The organism is Flavobacterium sp. GP15, assembly GCF_014281985.1.
GTDB classification, from domain to species: domain Bacteria; phylum Bacteroidota; class Bacteroidia; order Flavobacteriales; family Flavobacteriaceae; genus Flavobacterium; species Flavobacterium pygoscelis.
Genome location: NZ_JACFTC010000008.1, coordinates 1 through 16608, shown reverse-complemented (window position 1 = coordinate 16608; position 16608 = coordinate 1). Strand labels below are relative to the sequence as shown.

20 protein-coding genes are annotated in these 16608 nt (G+C 27.6%); 1 reads left to right on the top strand and 19 read right to left on the bottom strand.

Annotated elements, in window-relative coordinates; translation table 11 throughout:
• The first annotated feature begins 136 nt into the window (after nt 1–136).
• The gene (locus H2650_RS14155; RefSeq protein ID WP_223151118.1) at nt 137–1195 is read left to right on the top strand and encodes an alpha/beta fold hydrolase; all 1059 of its coding nucleotides are present in this window, start codon (nt 137–139) and stop codon (nt 1193–1195) included.
• Nucleotides 1196–1466: 271 nt separating this feature from the next.
• Here the strand turns inward: H2650_RS14155 and H2650_RS14150 are convergent, their stop codons facing one another.
• The 19 genes from H2650_RS14150 to H2650_RS14060 all read right to left on the bottom strand — a co-directional run bounded on the left by H2650_RS14150 (nt 1467) and on the right by H2650_RS14060 (nt 16457).
• A complete protein-coding gene (locus H2650_RS14150; RefSeq protein ID WP_188051475.1) occupies nt 1467–1988 on the bottom strand; it encodes a hypothetical protein in 522 nt (173 codons plus the stop codon).
• Nucleotides 1989–2203: 215 nt separating this feature from the next.
• On the bottom strand, nt 2204–2785 hold the full coding sequence (locus H2650_RS14145; protein ID WP_188051474.1) for a hypothetical protein: 582 nt from the start codon (nt 2783–2785) through the stop codon (nt 2204–2206).
• A 60-nt stretch (nt 2786–2845) separates the two neighbouring features.
• Nucleotides 2846–3661: an alpha/beta hydrolase gene (locus tag H2650_RS14140; protein WP_188051473.1), complete on the bottom strand. Its 816-nt coding sequence runs from the start codon at nt 3659–3661 to the stop codon at nt 2846–2848.
• Nucleotides 3662–3708: 47 nt separating this feature from the next.
• Nucleotides 3709–4374 carry a hypothetical protein gene (locus tag H2650_RS14135; protein WP_188051472.1) on the bottom strand — a complete coding sequence of 222 codons (666 nt, stop codon included), beginning with the start codon at nt 4372–4374 and terminating at the stop codon, nt 3709–3711.
• Nucleotides 4375–4452: 78 nt separating this feature from the next.
• Entirely contained in the window at nt 4453–5418 is a 966-nt protein-coding gene (locus H2650_RS14130; RefSeq protein ID WP_188051471.1) for a DKNYY domain-containing protein, read from the bottom strand.
• A gap of 163 nt (nt 5419–5581) precedes the next feature.
• Nucleotides 5582–6091, bottom strand: coding sequence for a hypothetical protein (locus H2650_RS14125; protein ID WP_188051470.1), 510 nt, complete (start codon nt 6089–6091; stop codon nt 5582–5584).
• A gap of 52 nt (nt 6092–6143) precedes the next feature.
• The gene (locus H2650_RS14120; RefSeq protein ID WP_188051469.1) at nt 6144–6743 is read right to left on the bottom strand and encodes a hypothetical protein; all 600 of its coding nucleotides are present in this window, start codon (nt 6741–6743) and stop codon (nt 6144–6146) included.
• Complete coding sequence (locus tag H2650_RS14115; protein WP_188051468.1) at nt 6733–7203, bottom strand: RNA polymerase sigma factor; 471 nt, start codon at nt 7201–7203, stop codon at nt 6733–6735. The genes H2650_RS14120 and H2650_RS14115 overlap by 11 nt, the downstream gene beginning before the upstream one ends.
• Complete coding sequence (locus H2650_RS14110) at nt 7203–8054, bottom strand: alpha/beta fold hydrolase (protein WP_188051467.1); 852 nt, start codon at nt 8052–8054, stop codon at nt 7203–7205. Before H2650_RS14110 ends, H2650_RS14115 begins: the two co-directional genes overlap by 1 nt.
• 274 nt (nt 8055–8328) lie before the next feature.
• The gene (locus H2650_RS14105) at nt 8329–9168 is read right to left on the bottom strand and encodes a prolyl oligopeptidase family serine peptidase (protein ID WP_188051466.1); all 840 of its coding nucleotides are present in this window, start codon (nt 9166–9168) and stop codon (nt 8329–8331) included.
• A gap of 161 nt (nt 9169–9329) precedes the next feature.
• On the bottom strand, nt 9330–9899 hold the full coding sequence (locus H2650_RS14100) for a hypothetical protein (RefSeq protein WP_188051465.1): 570 nt from the start codon (nt 9897–9899) through the stop codon (nt 9330–9332).
• Between the two features lie 176 nt (nt 9900–10075).
• Nucleotides 10076–10525 carry a DinB family protein gene (locus H2650_RS14095; RefSeq protein WP_188051464.1) on the bottom strand — a complete coding sequence of 150 codons (450 nt, stop codon included), beginning with the start codon at nt 10523–10525 and terminating at the stop codon, nt 10076–10078.
• Between the two features lie 166 nt (nt 10526–10691).
• Nucleotides 10692–11072, bottom strand: coding sequence for a hypothetical protein (locus H2650_RS14090; protein ID WP_188051463.1), 381 nt, complete (start codon nt 11070–11072; stop codon nt 10692–10694).
• Between the two features lie 136 nt (nt 11073–11208).
• A complete protein-coding gene (locus tag H2650_RS14085; RefSeq protein WP_188051462.1) occupies nt 11209–11526 on the bottom strand; it encodes a carboxypeptidase-like regulatory domain-containing protein in 318 nt (105 codons plus the stop codon).
• A 718-nt stretch (nt 11527–12244) separates the two neighbouring features.
• Nucleotides 12245–13441, bottom strand: coding sequence for a TlpA disulfide reductase family protein (locus H2650_RS14080; RefSeq protein ID WP_188051461.1), 1197 nt, complete (start codon nt 13439–13441; stop codon nt 12245–12247).
• A 188-nt stretch (nt 13442–13629) separates the two neighbouring features.
• Complete coding sequence (locus H2650_RS15960) at nt 13630–14139, bottom strand: hypothetical protein (protein WP_188051460.1); 510 nt, start codon at nt 14137–14139, stop codon at nt 13630–13632.
• A gap of 88 nt (nt 14140–14227) precedes the next feature.
• Entirely contained in the window at nt 14228–14722 is a 495-nt protein-coding gene (locus H2650_RS14070) for a hypothetical protein (protein WP_188051459.1), read from the bottom strand.
• 314 nt (nt 14723–15036) lie between these two features.
• Complete coding sequence (locus tag H2650_RS14065; RefSeq protein WP_223151117.1) at nt 15037–15423, bottom strand: DUF1648 domain-containing protein; 387 nt, start codon at nt 15421–15423, stop codon at nt 15037–15039.
• Nucleotides 15424–15605: 182 nt separating this feature from the next.
• The gene (locus H2650_RS14060) at nt 15606–16457 is read right to left on the bottom strand and encodes a lipopolysaccharide assembly protein LapB (protein ID WP_188051458.1); all 852 of its coding nucleotides are present in this window, start codon (nt 16455–16457) and stop codon (nt 15606–15608) included.
• Nucleotides 16458–16608 lie beyond the last annotated feature (151 nt).

Below are 16608 nucleotides of genomic sequence, written 5' to 3'. Positions count from 1 at the left end.
TACAAGCATGGAATGATCCTAAAAACTTTTTTATTAATAATTAATAAAATGGATCAATCATTAAAATTCAAAAAAAAAGTAACTGTTTCCGTATAATGATTCAGTTGATTGTATATTAATTTTTAAATAACAGAGTATGATTGTCGAAAAAGAATTGAACGAAAAGATTTTAAAAATAACTGAAAAAATTAGAAATAATTATCCAGAATTGTTAAAGCATTTAAACGAGCTAACTGAAACGATTCCTGCTAAAGAAAATCCTGAAATTAACTTAAGTAAATATTACGATTCATTGGTTAATTTGGTAAAAAAATACGAAGAAAGTCATGCTGATAAAGTAATTGAATCTGTAAATAATACTGGTGCAACAAGTGCAAATTCAGATCTTATTGAAGAGGTAAATAGTATGTCACTTTCCTATAATTATGCTGGTGAAGGTGAGGTTCCTATATTGTTTTTGCATGGTTTTCCATTTGATAAATCAATGTGGAAAGAGCAAATAGACAGTTTAAAAGAGTCTTTTTGTACAATAGCTGTTGATATTCGTGGTTTTGGTAAGTCAACTGACGAGGAAACACATTTAGGTATTGATTTGTTTACGGATGATTTAATAGCTTTTATGGACAGGAGAAATATAGAAAAAGCAATTGTCTGTGGATTATCAATGGGCGGTTACATTGCTCTAAATGCTGTAAAAAGATTTCCAGAGCGTTTTGAGGCATTAATTTTAGCCGATACACAATGTACCGCTGACAGTGATGAAGCTAAAGAAAAACGATTGAAAACGGTTGAAGAAATTAAGCAAAAAGGTACATCCGAATTTAATGAGAATTTTATTAAAAGTGTTTTTCATCCTGATTCTTTTCAAAATAAGCGCGAAGTTGTTGAGAGGTTGCGCGAAGTAGTGGTTTCCAATTCTACAAGATCAATTACTGCTGGTTTAGTGGCTTTGGCAGAGCGTTCAGAATCGTGCTCTACTTTAGGAGCTATTGCAATTCCAACACTTATTATTTGCGGTGCTCAAGATCAATTAACACCCGTTGCACAATCACAATTTATGCATGAAAACATCAAAGGTTCTCTTTTAAAAGTTATTGAAGGTGCAGGACACGTTTCTAACTTAGAACAACCAGAAGTTTTTAATAAGCATTTAAATAGTTTTTTAAAAACGGTGAAAGATAAAAGACAGGCTTAATAAATAATTATAAAAAATACAAAAGCCCAACTACTTAAAATTTTAATAGTTGGGCTTTTAATTAATGAAATAATAGTTTTCTATTACATTAAAATAATGCAATCAATCCTCTTTTAGCATTTCTTAGTTTTCTAGCTTAGGATATAAAAATGCTTACTCTACATTACATTTTTAGAAAAACATTATAGATCATTTTTTTATATTCTATTTAAAGTTTAAAATAGAAATTATAATAATTGGTTATTAATCTTATAGTAGTGAGTGAAACGTATTAATATAATTCAACATATTTTAGCGTACTATTTTCAATAATAAAATCGACTGCTATTTTTACTTTTTTAGAGTCGGTTAATGTTATTATTTTTTTGATTTTCTTTTGATTTTCTTCAATCATACAAATTTTGAAACTTTTAATTGAAACATTTAAATCGGGTTCCCATTTATGAAACACATCAATTTTATAGGAATAAGCATAGTTTGTAGAAAGTTTTCCCTTTACTATCGAAATGCAATCAAATCCAATAATGGGAATTAATTTTTTGTAGATTGGTTTACCAAATAAAAAAATGCCGCTATATAAATTCTCATCAATTATAATAAGCCCTTTTTTAGTAAATAAAATGGCAATAAAGAGTAAAGAGAATAAAAATAAAAAACATTCTATAAGGATATAACTACCAAAATCTAATGAATAGAGCATTGCAAGTAAAGTTATAACAAAACAAAATGTCAAAATGATCAAATTTTGAAATTGCATATAATCTAAACTTTTTTCTAAAACAGCTTTCTTCATTAAAGTTTTTGGAATATGTTCAAGGAAATAAGAATACTTTTTTGGTAAATAAAAGCTTTGAATTTTTCTATATTGTTTATAACTTATCTTATTGGCGCTACACGATGGTTGCGACTTTGTAACAGATTATTTTCTGCTTAACGAATATATGACAATAAACGTTAATTACACTAAATTCGCAACTATTGTGTAATGGCTGTTACCAGCAGTTACTTCTATTTATTGCTATTTCGTTGTCTGTCAGTTTCAAACATTAAAAGCTCAATTGCACGCATAGATGAAATCTCATATTTAAAATTTTTTTGAACTTTGTTATGAAGTATTTGATAATCATTATGCTTTTGAATTTCATTTAAAGCATTTAAATAATTTACATAAGCTTTTGACTTATCAATTCCATATGAAGATTTTTTTCCAGTTAAATATCTGAAAATTCGACTATCCCAAATTGCATAAACTTCAGGATTTATAAAATGCAATAATTTTGAAGTTCCCACAATAGAATTATTAATGCATTTTTTAATTATATCCAATTGGTTCTCTGTAAGTAAACTTCCAGATTTTGCTTTATTCAAATTCTCTAAAACTTTTTCGATTTCGTTAATATCTAGATGAATGATTGTAGGCATCCAGCCATAAACAAAGTGACTTCCAATTATTAAATTATGTTTTTCAATTACGTCAATACTATCAAAGTAATTTTTAAACTCATTATATGATTGAAGATAAGAATCATTTTCATTAAGCATAAGATTTTCAGCATCTCTCAATAGATTTTCAAAGCTTAGATTTTTCATTAAATAGGTGTTATTTTTGGCGTAATTGCCAGTAACTAGTATATTACTAATTAAAAGATTTTATTTTTTACCAAACGTCCATTTTAGTGCTTTTACTTTTGTAGCTCTAAAAATAGTATTGTGTTGCTCGTTAGCCTCAAATGAATATTCCCAGTTTAAGTTAGAAATTTTTTCAGTCTTAAAAATTTCAGCCAATTCTTTTGTAAAAGGAGCTATTGTTTCTTCTTTTGAACTAGCAAACCAAATCTTTTTTTCGGTTTTTGGAAAGTTTTTTAAATGTTCTTTTGCGGTTTTTACTAAGTAATCATTATTCCACCATAATGAGGGATCAAATGCGATATAATTATCGAACATCTCTGGTTTTACAAAAAATGTTTCTACGACAAAAAGTCCTGATAATGATTCTCCTATTATACTTCTATGATTCGTTGTTCTGTATCTTTTGTTTATTTCAGGAAAAAGTTCTTGCTCTATAAATGCTCTAAATTTGGTAGAACCACCAACAATTGGCGCAATTTCTTTATCTTTTGCAACAGCAGTAAATCCAGTTAAATCTCTTCTACGTTGCGTATTTGCAATTCCAACTATTAGCATTGGAGGAATGCTTTTTGATTGAATAAGGGCCGCAAGTGTATTAGCAATATGTGGAAAATCTTCGTCGATAATTCCACCGTCAGCCATATATAGTACGGGTAAAGAATCTGTGTTAGTTTTATATTCTGGAGGTGTCCAAACATTAATGGTTCTTTTTTCTCCAACCTCTTTAGATTGTATTGTAAATTCGTCATGAACAGGAATTGAATCCTTATTTTCCTTAGAATTTGTACAACTTATAAAAACTAAGGATAGTATAACGGTGTAAAAAATTAATTTCATGGTTTTTATTTTTTAGATGGTTTGTTATTAAACTTTAACACTATTTCTTATTCTCTTGCCTTTTCTATTTTTTTTATGTAATCGTAACCCAGTATTCCTTTGCTTAAGGTTATCAGTACAATTTGATTTTGGGTTATAGAATTATAAAAATCTTTGCTTATATCTACACTTTCATCAGTATTATAATTCGTTTTAAAATTGATATAATATGATTCACCATATCTATCATTTCTAATATCTTTAGAATAGATTTCTATTAGTTGTTTTCTTTCTTTTTCATAACTTATATTTTTGTTGATCATCACTCCGATGGCAGGAATTAATAGACTAAAACAAATATTTATAGCTATAATATTCTCAAGTTTTTTATCATTTTTGAAATTGTAAAATTGGCTCAACGTTAAAATGGTAATTAAGCTAAATAGTATACTAATAAAGGTTAATTTCCAAAATAAAAAATATCCTTCTATCGTAAAATCATAATCTCTAAAAGAAAATATAATCGGAACAAGTCCAATAAAGAGGATTGACTGTATATTGATATCTTTTTTTGGAGTGATAGTATATTTATAAATTATTTTTAAAGAAAGATCGCAAAAATAATACGATAGCATCATAAAAGTTGGTACTGAAATAAACATATATCCATGATCTTCTATCGAAAAATAGAGAACAGTCAATGATATTGCAATAAGTATTATATTTTTAATCATAATTTAGGGTTAGATTTTAAAATAAGAATAGTATATTTTAATCTTGGCAAACGGCTGTTATGGCCTGTATTTTACGTTCTACTTTTCTTTCTGTTTACAATTTATTCTTTCTGTTACTTTGAACATTTTGTCAGTTTCAGGAGGTTTTGAATAATCATAACGGAAAACCTTTTCAACATTGCAATTACAATTTTTGTTTGTCAATGAAACTCTAATAATTTTAGATTCTATTAACCAATTGGAGTGTCTAATATTATTTATAGTAAATCCCTTTAGTTTTAGTTTTTCCACTATTTCAATTCTTTCATTTTTGTCCTCTACATATGATTCAAATTTATCATATATATCAACAAATACTAGAGGTTCATACTCGCAAAAATCTTTTTTGTCAAAATCAAATGTCTTGTAACTTGTTTTTTTAAATTCATCTTCATTAATAAAACCAAATTCGTAATTGTAATTTTTATCCTTTCCTTCAAAACTACTGATAATTTTAAAAGTTTCAATGTTAGCGCCAAATACAATTTGATTTTTATTAATTATATATTTTTTTGTTTTTCCCCAATCATCATCAAGCGGAATAAATTTATTTATATCATCAATACTTAGAGTATCATTTCCGTGAATTAATATATTACCAGCCTTTGCCCACGGATATTTTAATAAATTTATTTTATTAGGATTTATTCCTTTTATGAGGCAATTATTAAGATTGTCATAAAATCCAAAAAAATAAGCTGAATCTTTATCTCTGAAAATATAGTTTCCAATAAACTGAAATGTTTTTGGGTCAATATTTTTAATAATTTCTCCGTTTATAAATAAGTGGTTTTTGTCTTTTCCAAATTCGAAGTCACAATCACAGTCAAAATTCAATTCTTGGAATGTCTTTGCGTCAGCTTGTTTAATTAATTGCTTTGCTTGTCCGCTTCCTTCATTCCAATATTCGTAGTAAACTTTACCATTTTCAATTTTGTATCCACGTCTGCAACTAGTTAAAATCGAAATTGTGAAAACTATAATTATTATTTGTCTTACTGTCATTTTTTCGATTTTTCTTGTAGTTTTCGCTAACGTTTTTGCTCTACAAGATGTTTTGGATTAAAGACGGGAGATTTTTCCATTATATACAAGTTTTTCAAGTACAGAAGTATCTTTAAATTCAGCCTAAAAACTAAACATATTGTAAAGGCTATATGCAGTTTTTTTATAATATTTTTGTTTCGAAATATTTAATGATTAAAGCAATACATAATGCAATAATCATTAAGATTAGATTCTTTTTTTTATTTTGAAATTTTAATAGTTCTACTAATATATTTTTTAACTTTTTAAAATCAAAGAATATTATAATTAATACTAAAACTTGGTAGAATATTGCGGAATTTAATGCTGTTACTTCATAAACGAAATCTTGAATAATTACATTTGAAAGTATAACTGTTAAAAGTATACAACCTAAAATTCTTGTGCGGTAAAATAGTAAAGTAATTCCACCAATAATTTCAAAAACACCAATAATAATTGGATAAGTTAAGGAGTATGAATAAAAACTCCACATAAGTTTATGACCTTGGGATAGATTGATATTTGAAGAACTTGTAAAATTAGCAAATTGGAAAGGTTTTGCAATTCCATATATAATCATTGAAATTGAAACAATAAAAATTATAGTCCAATATATTATATATTTTAAATTTTCTTTTATATTCTCCATTTTTTTATAATTGCACCTAACGTTTTGCCAAACGGTTGTTAGCGCTAAACCTTTATTCTTTTACGTTTAGCTGTTTGTTTACAGTTTCAAATTTACTTATTAATTCGTCAAGTTTTATTTGTTGTTTTTTGATGATTTTTGGTCTGATATAAAACCAATTAAATCCAATCCACGTTAATGTAATAAAATATGCAAAAATAGCCCAGCCAATCGTCATTATTGAACTGTATTCGTACATATACAAACAAATGCCAAGTGATAATGTTATAAAATAAAAACTTAACATTGTTGTTTGTATATATTTTTGTTTAGTTTTTAATTCAGATAAACTTTGTAGATATTCATTATTGTTTTTAGTGTTGTCAATTTTATTAAAAACAGAAAGTAGTTTATTGTTAGAAAACACAAATACAACCATTGCTAAAATAGTCAAAACAATTCCGATCTTTGTAGTTATAAATTGTGGTTCATAATAATACCAAATAAAAATAATAAATCCACTTGTTCCAAGAATTAAAATATTAGAAATAATAAGTTTTTGTAAACTTGACTTTTTAAATTGTTTTAATTTGTTCAATAATTCTTCAATATTAGGTTGATTCACTTTTTGTTGTTGCCAAATAGTTGCGAAGTCTATATCATTATTGTTCATTTCCTTTAAATTTTTGCATTAATTTTTCTTTTATTCTATGAATTTTCACTCTTACATTTGCTTCTGAAAGACCAACTATGTTAGCTATTTCGGCTTGTTTTATTTCCTCTAATTCTAAAGAAATAATGATACGTTCCGTTTCAGGCAATTCAGAAATAAATTTGTAAAGCTTTTGAATTTTGGGTTCAATAGACTCTTGGTTTTCTTCTTTTAAATTTATGGGCAATTCGGTTTTTATGATTCTTTTTTCTTTTTCAATTTGTCGTAAACAATTATTGGAAGCGATTCTAAATATCCAAGTTCCAATATTAGATTCATTTCTAAATTTTGGTAATTGTTGCCATACAATTATAAAAGTCTCCTGTGCTAAATCTTGAGCAATATCATTATCATTTACATAACCCATACACAAACGAAATATTTTTTGCCAATACGTATTATATATCTCTTCAAATATCATTATTTCGTTGTTAAGAATTTTTTTAATTGTGCATAATACCATTCGCTATCATCGTACATTATGAAATGCAATCCTTTATTAGCATATTGTAAATTGGCTGTTTTTAAATTTTTGTATTGTTCCTCAATACTTGGTTTTATATTTACAAAGTAAGATTCTAATAAAATTAAATTGGGGCATTTTATATTTTTTATTTTCTCTCTCAAATCGGTATTCCAAAAATCGCAGTACATTTCTGCAAATGTTTTTCGATCTGATTTCACGCTCCAACTTACCACTTTTTCTTGCATTGTTGAATCTACTAAAAGTCTTGGAATAGACAATTTTTGCATTTTGTAGAATTGTTCATCTGTCATTGCAGTAATTTGGTTTGCAGCTGCAGAACAGTCATTTTTTTCTTTTGATTTAAAACTTGGGTTTGATAATGCCTGCAAACAAGGAAGTGCATCCACTACAATTATTTTGCTTATTAAATCAGGATAGTCTGAAGCAATAGCCAATGCTAAACCACCACCCATACTGTGTCCAATTAGAATAGGACTTATGATTTTGTTATCTTTAATAAAATCTACAATTGAATTTTCCCAATTTTTAAAGGTTGAATTATTTTGTGGTTCTAGACCTGCAAAACCTGCCATTGTTAAAGTATAACAAATGTATTCTTTTTCAAATTCTGTTTTTGTCTCATTCCAAACCTCGCCCGAACTAGCAAAACCTGGTATGAAAATAATAGCTTGTTTTCCTTGTCCAGTTTTTTGAATTTCAAAAAAATACGTTTTATTCTGTCCAAAGACATTTACGCTTAAGAATGTAAATAAGAGTGTGATAATTGTAATTTTGTACTTGTTCATTTTTCTAAAATTTAAATGGTTAATTTACTAATTTGCCTTTTAGATACAAGTATGTTCAAAATGTTACATTTCTCTTAATATATTTTTATAAGAGGATATTTCTTATTATCTCCTGCGATTTTTCAGGATTACCGCTAACGTCTTGGCGCTACAAGATGTTTGGGATTAAAGACGCGAAATTTTTCCATTAAACACAAATTTTCCAAGTACAAAACCATCTTTAAATTCAGCCTAAAACCCCAATCTCGCCAAACGGCTGTTAGTAGCAGTTTTTTTATTTATGTTTTTCAAACAGCCATTTTGGAATTTCTTCGGTTATCAAGAATGGAATAACTATATTATTATGATTGAGATTTCTGAAGGTTGTGAAAGTCAAATTTTTATCTGAGGATAATTTATTATAAAACTCAACACTTCCAATGTATGGATTTTCAATATCTTGTTCTCCGTGAATTAGCCATATATTTTTATTTTTATATTTTTTAAAATTTGATAAATCAGGAACCGCAGCAACCGAAACTATAGCGGCAAATTTATTTGGTTTCATATTTAGTAGATTTTGTGCAGTTGAAGCACCCATAGAATAACCTATTAAATAAATTCGATTCTTATCAATATTTTTATATTCTTTTTCAACATTTTTAATTAATTCCAATATTTCAGTCACATCATTTGAAGGTATTGAAGTTTGAATATTATCAACGTTATTCTCATAATTTGAAGAACGTTTATTGAATTGTGGTGCTATAACATAACATTGATATTTACTATATATTTCATCTCTCAACCATATTTTTGCAAATGGTTCAAGTTGATTTTCATTATCGTACCCTATTCTTGATGAATTATGAAAAGTGATAACTAAAGGAAACTCTTGTTTCTTATTGTTATTTTTGGGAGTCAATATTCTGTATGGAATTTCTACAGAACCTTTTGTGAATATTTTTTTTTGAAAAATTTCGGTATTTAAATTATTTAGTTGTTTTCTATTATTTAAAAAAGTCAAACTATCTACTTTGGTATCTCGGAATTCTTTCTTTTGAGCAAAAGTTAAACTAGGAGATGAAAAAAGGAAATTAAAAAACAATATTTGTATGAAAATATTTCTATTCACGAGATTATTTTTAAAATGACAGATAACATCTTGGCGCTTGGCAAGGTTAGGGATTAAAGATGCGAGATTTTTCCATTAAAGACAAATTTTACAACTACAAAACCATCTTTAAATTAAGCCTAAAACCTAGACATATTGTAAAGGCTGTTGGCAGTAGTTTTTTATTTATAATTTTCAATTGGCAAAAAATCTAATTCCTTTATCTTTTCAGTTTTACAGTTATTTTTGATTATTCTAAATTTTGCATAATTTTCTTTAGGTGTCATAAACCATTTTGTTCCATCAAAATCCCATAAAACTATTCCATTTTTATAATCAACTATTTTAGCTTGAATCTCAAAGCTTTTTCTCATTTCTGCATTTCCTGCATCAAGTCTAAAAGCGTCATTGCCAGTTATTCGTGTGAATTTTTCATAATTATATTTCTGACTTTCAATTCTATAGTTTATAACAATACTTGAATTTTCAAATTTTATGTTTTCAGTATTTCCGTCACAAGGTTCGTAAATTAGATAACCATCTTTGTCTTTTTCCAATTTTATCCATTCTTTTTGAATTGCATTTAAACTTTTCCAAGTTTTAGGAATTTCACGAAGATTTGTTTTTGGTAATGTTACTGTAATATTAGTTTCATCATTTTTATTCTCAATAATTTCATTTTTTTTTATATTTGATTGTCCATTGCAAGAGAATAAAATAAATGAAGTAATAATATAAATTAGATTTTTCATATTCACAATTTTCTGTTTTTTTTGCCCAAATTACTGCCAACGGTTCTCGGCTATGCGATATGGCGGAAATCAAAGAACAAAACTTCCAATTTTGAACTAAAGTTCAATTGGAAAACTGAACTTGATTCTAGCACTAAACCCGCCATTTTGCTAAACGGTTCCTGCGACTTTGCTTTTTACTCCAATTTCCTTTTGTAAAAAATATAATCAGTATTAATTGGTTCAATTCCGCAAATTTTTAACTCAGTTGCAATTTGAGCACGATGATAAGTTGAGTGATTAATTATGTGAAATAAAATATCTTTAATTTTATTCGAGAATTTAATTTCTTTTGAATTTGTATATTCAATTATGTTATCAATATCTATTTCATTAATAATATTTAATGTTTTTGAGTAGTTTTCCTTATTAATATTTTCAATTATATTCCAATTATTTATTTGCCAAACTTCAAATTCCTTTTCATTTTTTATTCTTGCATTCCAAATTTGTTGAGCGTTAATTAAGTGATTCAGTAATTTAAAAATCTTTGCAGAAACACTTTGAGTGTTTTCAGAAATAATTTTAATTAATTTCTCGTTAAAATGATAATTATATTCGAACAGTTCTTTAAATTCTTCTTTCATTTTTTCGGTTTTTTTTGAAATCTCCCATAATAGGTTACATCTTGGTCAAGTTTATGATTTATAATTACTTAAGTTCAATTTGGCACTAAATTTCACTAGGAAAAATGAACTTGATTTTAGCACTAAACCCAACATTTTACCAAACCGCTGTTAACGGCAGTATTTTTTATTTTTGTAAAATTACATCAACATTTATTGATGGTTCTCCAACTGAAAATTTCTTCCATTCCCCAAAATAATTTCTGTAATAAGTATCTTTTGAAAACGCAAAAATATTTCCTGCAAAAGTGAGTTTGCCTTTAAAGTCTTCTGCTATTCTAACTGTTACATAAAAATCTTTATCAGTCCAAATATTTTTGTCAGATATATCTAAGGATACTTTGTTGTTCTTTATATCATTTTCAGTAACTGTTAATTGTAGATTTTCATTAATTAAAGATTGTTTATCATCTGGAAATCCATTTTTATCACCTTGTATATCAAAAATAAATGTTGCCGTTTTTTCAATTTTATAATTAACAATATTAATGTTTAGTTTCTTAATCATTAATTTCTTTTTGTTTTTAATTTTTATGGCAATTTCACGATTAACATCATTTGGGTCATTTGAATCAAATGTGCTATACCGCTTTGTAGAATTTGAAGTTCCGAAATTCTTATGAACATATTTTTAGAGTTGATTACTACTGTTTCAAGCTGTATATTTTTTTCTTTAATATAATATTATAATTTTTAGATTTGATAAAGTCAGAAATCTTAATAGTGAATATATCGTATTCAGAGCCTAGAACTTTTACATTTTTGTTTTCGTCAATGTTAGTTAAGTTAATTGTATAATTTCCATTGCTGTTAGTTACATCTCCAATTTCTTCGTTTTCAATTCCGATTCTTACTTCGGAAATAGGATTGTTATTTTCATCTAAAATTTTCCCCGAAATTTTTTGAGCTTGAAAACTAATTGTAATTAAAATAAATAGTAGTGTTAATTTTATTTTTTTCATTCGTTGTTTTATGTTTTTGAATTTCCCGATTTTTTGGTAAAATGACAGATAACGTTCTCGCGCCTCACGCAGTTTGCGATTTACAAGGGTATTTTGGGCTAAATGAAAATACGATAAAAAACGGTAATACCGCTAAATCCGCAAATTATGCGAGACGTGTGTTGGCAGTATTTTTTTTATTTAGTTTTATTTTCAGGCAAAATAATTTCATTTTTCACTTATAATCCCCATTTAATTTTGTTGACTTACACCTACAAATACTTTCAATTTTGAATGTTTCTCCATTAATATTAAATGTGAAATAATTTTATTTTTACACGATAGAAATTCCTATCCAATAAAAAATAAGCATTATTACAGCTGTTATTCCGAAACTGCACAAAGTGAGAATACGCCAATATGTAGACCTTCCGTTTCCATATCTCCAAATTCTTTCACCTGTTTCTTTTCTATTTTCTTTCAATGTAAATTTCGACAGTATATATGTTGAAGGAATAAAAATCAATATTGCAATTATCCAAAATTTTATTATAACTTATATTTTTAAAATGTTGTTGAATTTACGTTTGGGCGAATTCAAAATCTCCTCAACGTCTTGGCGCTTGGCGAGTTTTGGAACTTTAAAGCAGAGTATATTCTTCTTAACGAAGATATGATAAAAAACGTTAATTCCACTAAATCTCCACTAGCTCAAAACAGCTGTTGTGCGCTCGGCATATTATTGATAGTTATAGAATTCGATTTCTTTTGAAACTTTTTCCAAGCGCAAACCATATTCTTTTAAGTCATTAATTAATTCGGTTAACGTACCTTTTCTAATTATAAAGTCTAAGTTCTTATCTTGTTTAGTTTCATTAAATATTATTATTTTATGATAATTACCAACATCTCTAATTAGTGTTTCAATATTAGAATTTGAAAAAATAAAATGTGTTGTGTTGCTGCCACTATGTTTTTGTTTCTCTTCTTGGTTAAGGGAAAAGTTTAATTTTTCAGTATTTTCTACTTTTAGATTATAAACTTCTACTTTTTTGATTTCTACTTTTTCTGTTAAGTTTAAGGAGTTTAATAAGTTGTTCTTTAATATTTTACTATGTTCGTTTATCTCAATTTTATTTGAATTTTTGTAGAAAATATTATATTTATTTTCAACTAACTCATCTGGAATATTAATTTGATATTCAGGCTTTTTGATGATTTTTGAAATCATGGACTTTAAATTATTATTTAAGTCAATGTATTTTCCTTTCCATAAAGCTTCGAATGCCATAACATCGTCATTTTCCGCTGCATTAATTACACTAAAAATATAATAAGCTTTGCTGTCTTTCAAAAGTTCTAAAGTGATATCTATACTGTTTGCAGGTTCTTGTACTTCGGTTACTTTTTCTTGCTTCTTTTCTGTTGGTAAAATTAAATTTCCCTTTGAAATGTTTGTTCCGTTCAAAAAGTTTTCAATTACTGAACTATTTAATTCAGTTGGTATTCCAATCCATCTTATAATTCCTTTATTATCAATTAAAACAGTATGTGGTATTTCGTCAACATTAAAATTAGCTTCATTTAATTTTGTTTGATCAGAAACGACTACCGTTTTAAATGGTATTTTTTCGAGTGTTCGTTTTGTTTTTTCTGGTTTTTCGTAAGTCATAGAAAGAAAAAGTAAATCTTTTCTATTTTTAAAATTATCATGTAATTCATTTAAATGCGGCACAGCACTTAAACAGGGTGCACACCAAGTTGCCCAAAATTCTAGAACTATAAATTTACCTCCAATATTTTTATCTTTCGGAATATTTAAAATATAATCTGTGATGATTATTTTTGGCGCTTTATCACCAACTTTTAAAGTGTCTTGCGAATACATATTCACGAATAAGAAAATAAGAAGGAATAGAACATTGATTTTTTTCATGATCTTGGTTATTTTTTTCTCTAGGACAATACTGTCGTACTACGTCTTGGCGCTTGGCGAAGGTGGGGGAAATCTAACCACAAATGTTCATTTTAGCATAAATGTTCAATAGAATTCCAATGCTCAAATTTAGCACAAATGCCCCACTTTTGCAAAACCCCTGTTAGCGGTTTGTGGTTATTTTGATATTATTTTAGTTGTCCAATTTTGTTCAGCGTTTCGGTTAACTCGTCTGGCTTGTTTGTTCCAATAAGCAATTTCTTATTGTTTGTAAATTCAAGTTGTAAACCTTTGTCGCCCGAAACATTATATGCCGTTCCTTTTCCAAATAGTCCAAGCCTTAAACCCCAACCACCGTATTCAGTCAGTGGCGAATATTGTCTAACAAAAGATTTTGTCAAAGTGTCCCAAGAAAAATGTTTGAATTTTAAGTGAAAAGGAAAAAAACGAACATAAATTCCTTCCTTTTTAATTGTCGTGTCAAGACGAAAGTTTACAAACAAAATTGTCAAAGCAATTGTAAGTCCTGTTGCTATTAAAAGCCCTGCGTCACTCATTGGTTTGTCGCCAAATTGTTGTCCACCGATAACTTGTTTGAATACACCAAACAAAAAAAGACCATTAATTCCTAATAGAATTAACCATAACCACCATTGCTTAAATCTCTGTCTTTCTGAGAATAAAATTTCGTTTTCCATTTTCATTTTGTTTTACGTTTTACTTTTAATTTACGGTCGTCTTACTATAACCGCTGTTTATGGTAGTTATTTTTATTTATAAACTTCTCTACGTTATGACTTTCTTTTTCTTTAGAATATAATAACCAATACCAACAGTTACAAAGAATAATCCCGCATAAATGTCAAAATTGCTATTCTCTTCTGGAATAGTTTGTTCAAGGCTTAAAAAAGTAGTTGAATTTTTAGAAGTGGAAAGAATAAAAACATTCTTATTTCTGTCCCAAATTTGGCTTTGAAATTCTTTTGGGATAGATAATGTTATTTTGTCTCCTATTTTAACTTCATTTTCAAATTCTGTTTGATAGAAATATGAAAGGAAGTCTGCTTTAATTTGGAAAGCACAAGGATAATTCTCAAGCCAAATGTAATATTGTTTGAGTGTTGATTTGAAACTTGGTTTGAGTTTAAATGAATAGTTTATAACTTTCCCTTCTAATTGCAAGATGTCATTTGATGTATTTAGTTTAGGTCTTTCAAATTCGTGATAAAAGAAAAACATTCCAAAGCTAACTGCTGCAATTGTAGCAGTATAAGTGTTCATCCATTTAAATATTTTGTTGATTTTTGTCACGTAGTTTTTTCGTCTTTAATAATTACCGCCAACGTCTCGTGGCTTTGCGGGGTTGCGAACTTCGGAACCGAGTTCTTTCAGCTAAGATAGAATATCTTGCGAAAGAAAAATACGAATTAACCACAAAATTCGCAATCTTGCAAAACCGCTGTTATAGCCAGTGCTTATTCTTATTTTAATTTTCTAGTGTTAAATGTTTACATTATTAAATAAGTTAGCGGAGTAAAAATCAATCTAAATATTTATGGTAAAAACCATACTCCAAGTCCTTCTAATTTTCCATTTTAAATTGCTTTAAGCACAATAAGTCCGAAAACAACAACGACAATTAATTTCAAATATCTTATAAGTCGTGTTGCGTTTGTATATTGTGTAAATGCGTTTTCTTTTGTTATGTTGATTGGATAGTTATATATGTGAGGAAATTTGTTTAAGATCGACATTCCAACAAATAGAACTGTCATAACCAATGGTAAAGTAAAAATAATCCATTTTTCGACAAGTTCGTCGGCATTTACTGCATCATTGTAATGTGTTGCAATTATGTCAGGAAAGTTTAAGTAGTTTGTAATTGTCAAAATCCAAATAGAAATAATTAAAACCCAACTAATAATTTCAGAAGCCATGTCCACTTTTGTAAGCTCTAATTTTATTTTTATTCTTTCTACCATTTTATATTTTCAATTAGAATTTCGATTTTTTGGGCGTTGGCTATAACGTTTTGGCGCTTGGCGAGGTTGTGGAGTAAAGATGCGAGATTTTTCCATTAAACATAAATTTTGCTGAAACAAAACCATCTTTAAATTCAGCCAAATGCCCAAATATCTTGTAACGGCTGTTAGCAGTTGTATTTTTATTTATCCAATTCAGTTTCCATTATAATTAAATTTTTTGTGTACTTATTTTCAGATTTCGACCATTTTTCTGCTTCAGTTTTCCACGTTTTAAATTTAGTCTTATCTTTTATTTTAAAATATTCGTAAGCTAAATTATAAGCGGTTTCTTGAATGAAGTTTTGCTCTGTACATATTTTGGTCATTGTTGTATATGTTTCTACAACTTTTTCAAAATTCACAAGTTTTGTATAAGTGTAAGCTAACTCTTTATATGTGTAACATTCTTTTGGGTTTTCTGCAATTGATTTTTTTAATGATATTTCAGCTTTGTCGAATTTTCCTAAAGCATTATAAGAAAATGCTAATTCAGTTTGCAAGCCTTTAAATTTTGAATCTATTTTTTCTGCTTTTTCTAAAAATGTTAAAGCTTTTTCACACTCGTTCCAACCGTTATACATATAACCCCAACGAAATAATCTGTTTACTGAATTCTCATCAGTTTTATATGATTTTAACCAACTTGGTGTTTTATCAATATTTAGCTCTTTAAATTTTGATTGAGGTATTTCAGCAATTGCAGTTTTGCTTGGTTCAAGTCTAACCTTAATAAAGCCAACTTCATTTTTAGTTTCACTTTCTATTCTGTTGAATTTACCATTATTATCAATTTTAAATTTCCCTTCATAGTTTAGTGTTAATCCCGCTTCTGAATCAATGTAAATAAATCCGAAAACATACGTGCTGTCTTTGTCTATTTGGTATGAAATCCATTTGTCTTCACATTCAGTATTTTTTTTGTCAAATTTCAGAATATTTTGTGCTGTTAAATTAATTGAGAAAAATGTAAAAAGAATTAAAATGTATTTCATAGAATGTTGTTTTTTAGTTGATTGGGGTAATATAACCGCAAACGTCTTGGCGCTTGGCGAGGTTTGGGAGTAAAGATGCGAGATTTTTCCATTAAACACAAATTTTACAAATACAAAACCATCTTTAAATTAAGCCTAAAACCCAAATATC

Coding starts and splice junctions, on each gene's coding strand:
- H2650_RS14100 (WP_188051465.1), bottom strand. CDS start 9,899: ATGAAAAATCTAATTTATATTATTACTTCATTTATTTTATTCTCTTGC.
- H2650_RS14155 (WP_223151118.1), top strand. CDS start 137: ATGATTGTCGAAAAAGAATTGAACGAAAAGATTTTAAAAATAACTGAA.
- H2650_RS15960 (WP_188051460.1), bottom strand. CDS start 14,139: ATGGAAAACGAAATTTTATTCTCAGAAAGACAGAGATTTAAGCAATGG.
- H2650_RS14140 (WP_188051473.1), bottom strand. CDS start 3,661: ATGAAATTAATTTTTTACACCGTTATACTATCCTTAGTTTTTATAAGT.
- H2650_RS14070 (WP_188051459.1), bottom strand. CDS start 14,722: ATGAACACTTATACTGCTACAATTGCAGCAGTTAGCTTTGGAATGTTT.
- H2650_RS14095 (WP_188051464.1), bottom strand. CDS start 10,525: ATGAAAGAAGAATTTAAAGAACTGTTCGAATATAATTATCATTTTAAC.
- H2650_RS14135 (WP_188051472.1), bottom strand. CDS start 4,374: ATGATTAAAAATATAATACTTATTGCAATATCATTGACTGTTCTCTAT.
- H2650_RS14150 (WP_188051475.1), bottom strand. CDS start 1,988: ATGAAGAAAGCTGTTTTAGAAAAAAGTTTAGATTATATGCAATTTCAA.
- H2650_RS14130 (WP_188051471.1), bottom strand. CDS start 5,418: ATGACAGTAAGACAAATAATAATTATAGTTTTCACAATTTCGATTTTA.
- H2650_RS14120 (WP_188051469.1), bottom strand. CDS start 6,743: ATGAACAATAATGATATAGACTTCGCAACTATTTGGCAACAACAAAAA.
- H2650_RS14110 (WP_188051467.1), bottom strand. CDS start 8,054: ATGAACAAGTACAAAATTACAATTATCACACTCTTATTTACATTCTTA.
- H2650_RS14115 (WP_188051468.1), bottom strand. CDS start 7,203: ATGATATTTGAAGAGATATATAATACGTATTGGCAAAAAATATTTCGT.
- H2650_RS14090 (WP_188051463.1), bottom strand. CDS start 11,072: ATGATTAAGAAACTAAACATTAATATTGTTAATTATAAAATTGAAAAA.
- H2650_RS14065 (WP_223151117.1), bottom strand. CDS start 15,423: ATGGTAGAAAGAATAAAAATAAAATTAGAGCTTACAAAAGTGGACATG.
- H2650_RS14080 (WP_188051461.1), bottom strand. CDS start 13,441: ATGAAAAAAATCAATGTTCTATTCCTTCTTATTTTCTTATTCGTGAAT.
- H2650_RS14145 (WP_188051474.1), bottom strand. CDS start 2,785: ATGAAAAATCTAAGCTTTGAAAATCTATTGAGAGATGCTGAAAATCTT.
- H2650_RS14060 (WP_188051458.1), bottom strand. CDS start 16,457: ATGAAATACATTTTAATTCTTTTTACATTTTTCTCAATTAATTTAACA.
- H2650_RS14125 (WP_188051470.1), bottom strand. CDS start 6,091: ATGGAGAATATAAAAGAAAATTTAAAATATATAATATATTGGACTATA.
- H2650_RS14085 (WP_188051462.1), bottom strand. CDS start 11,526: ATGAAAAAAATAAAATTAACACTACTATTTATTTTAATTACAATTAGT.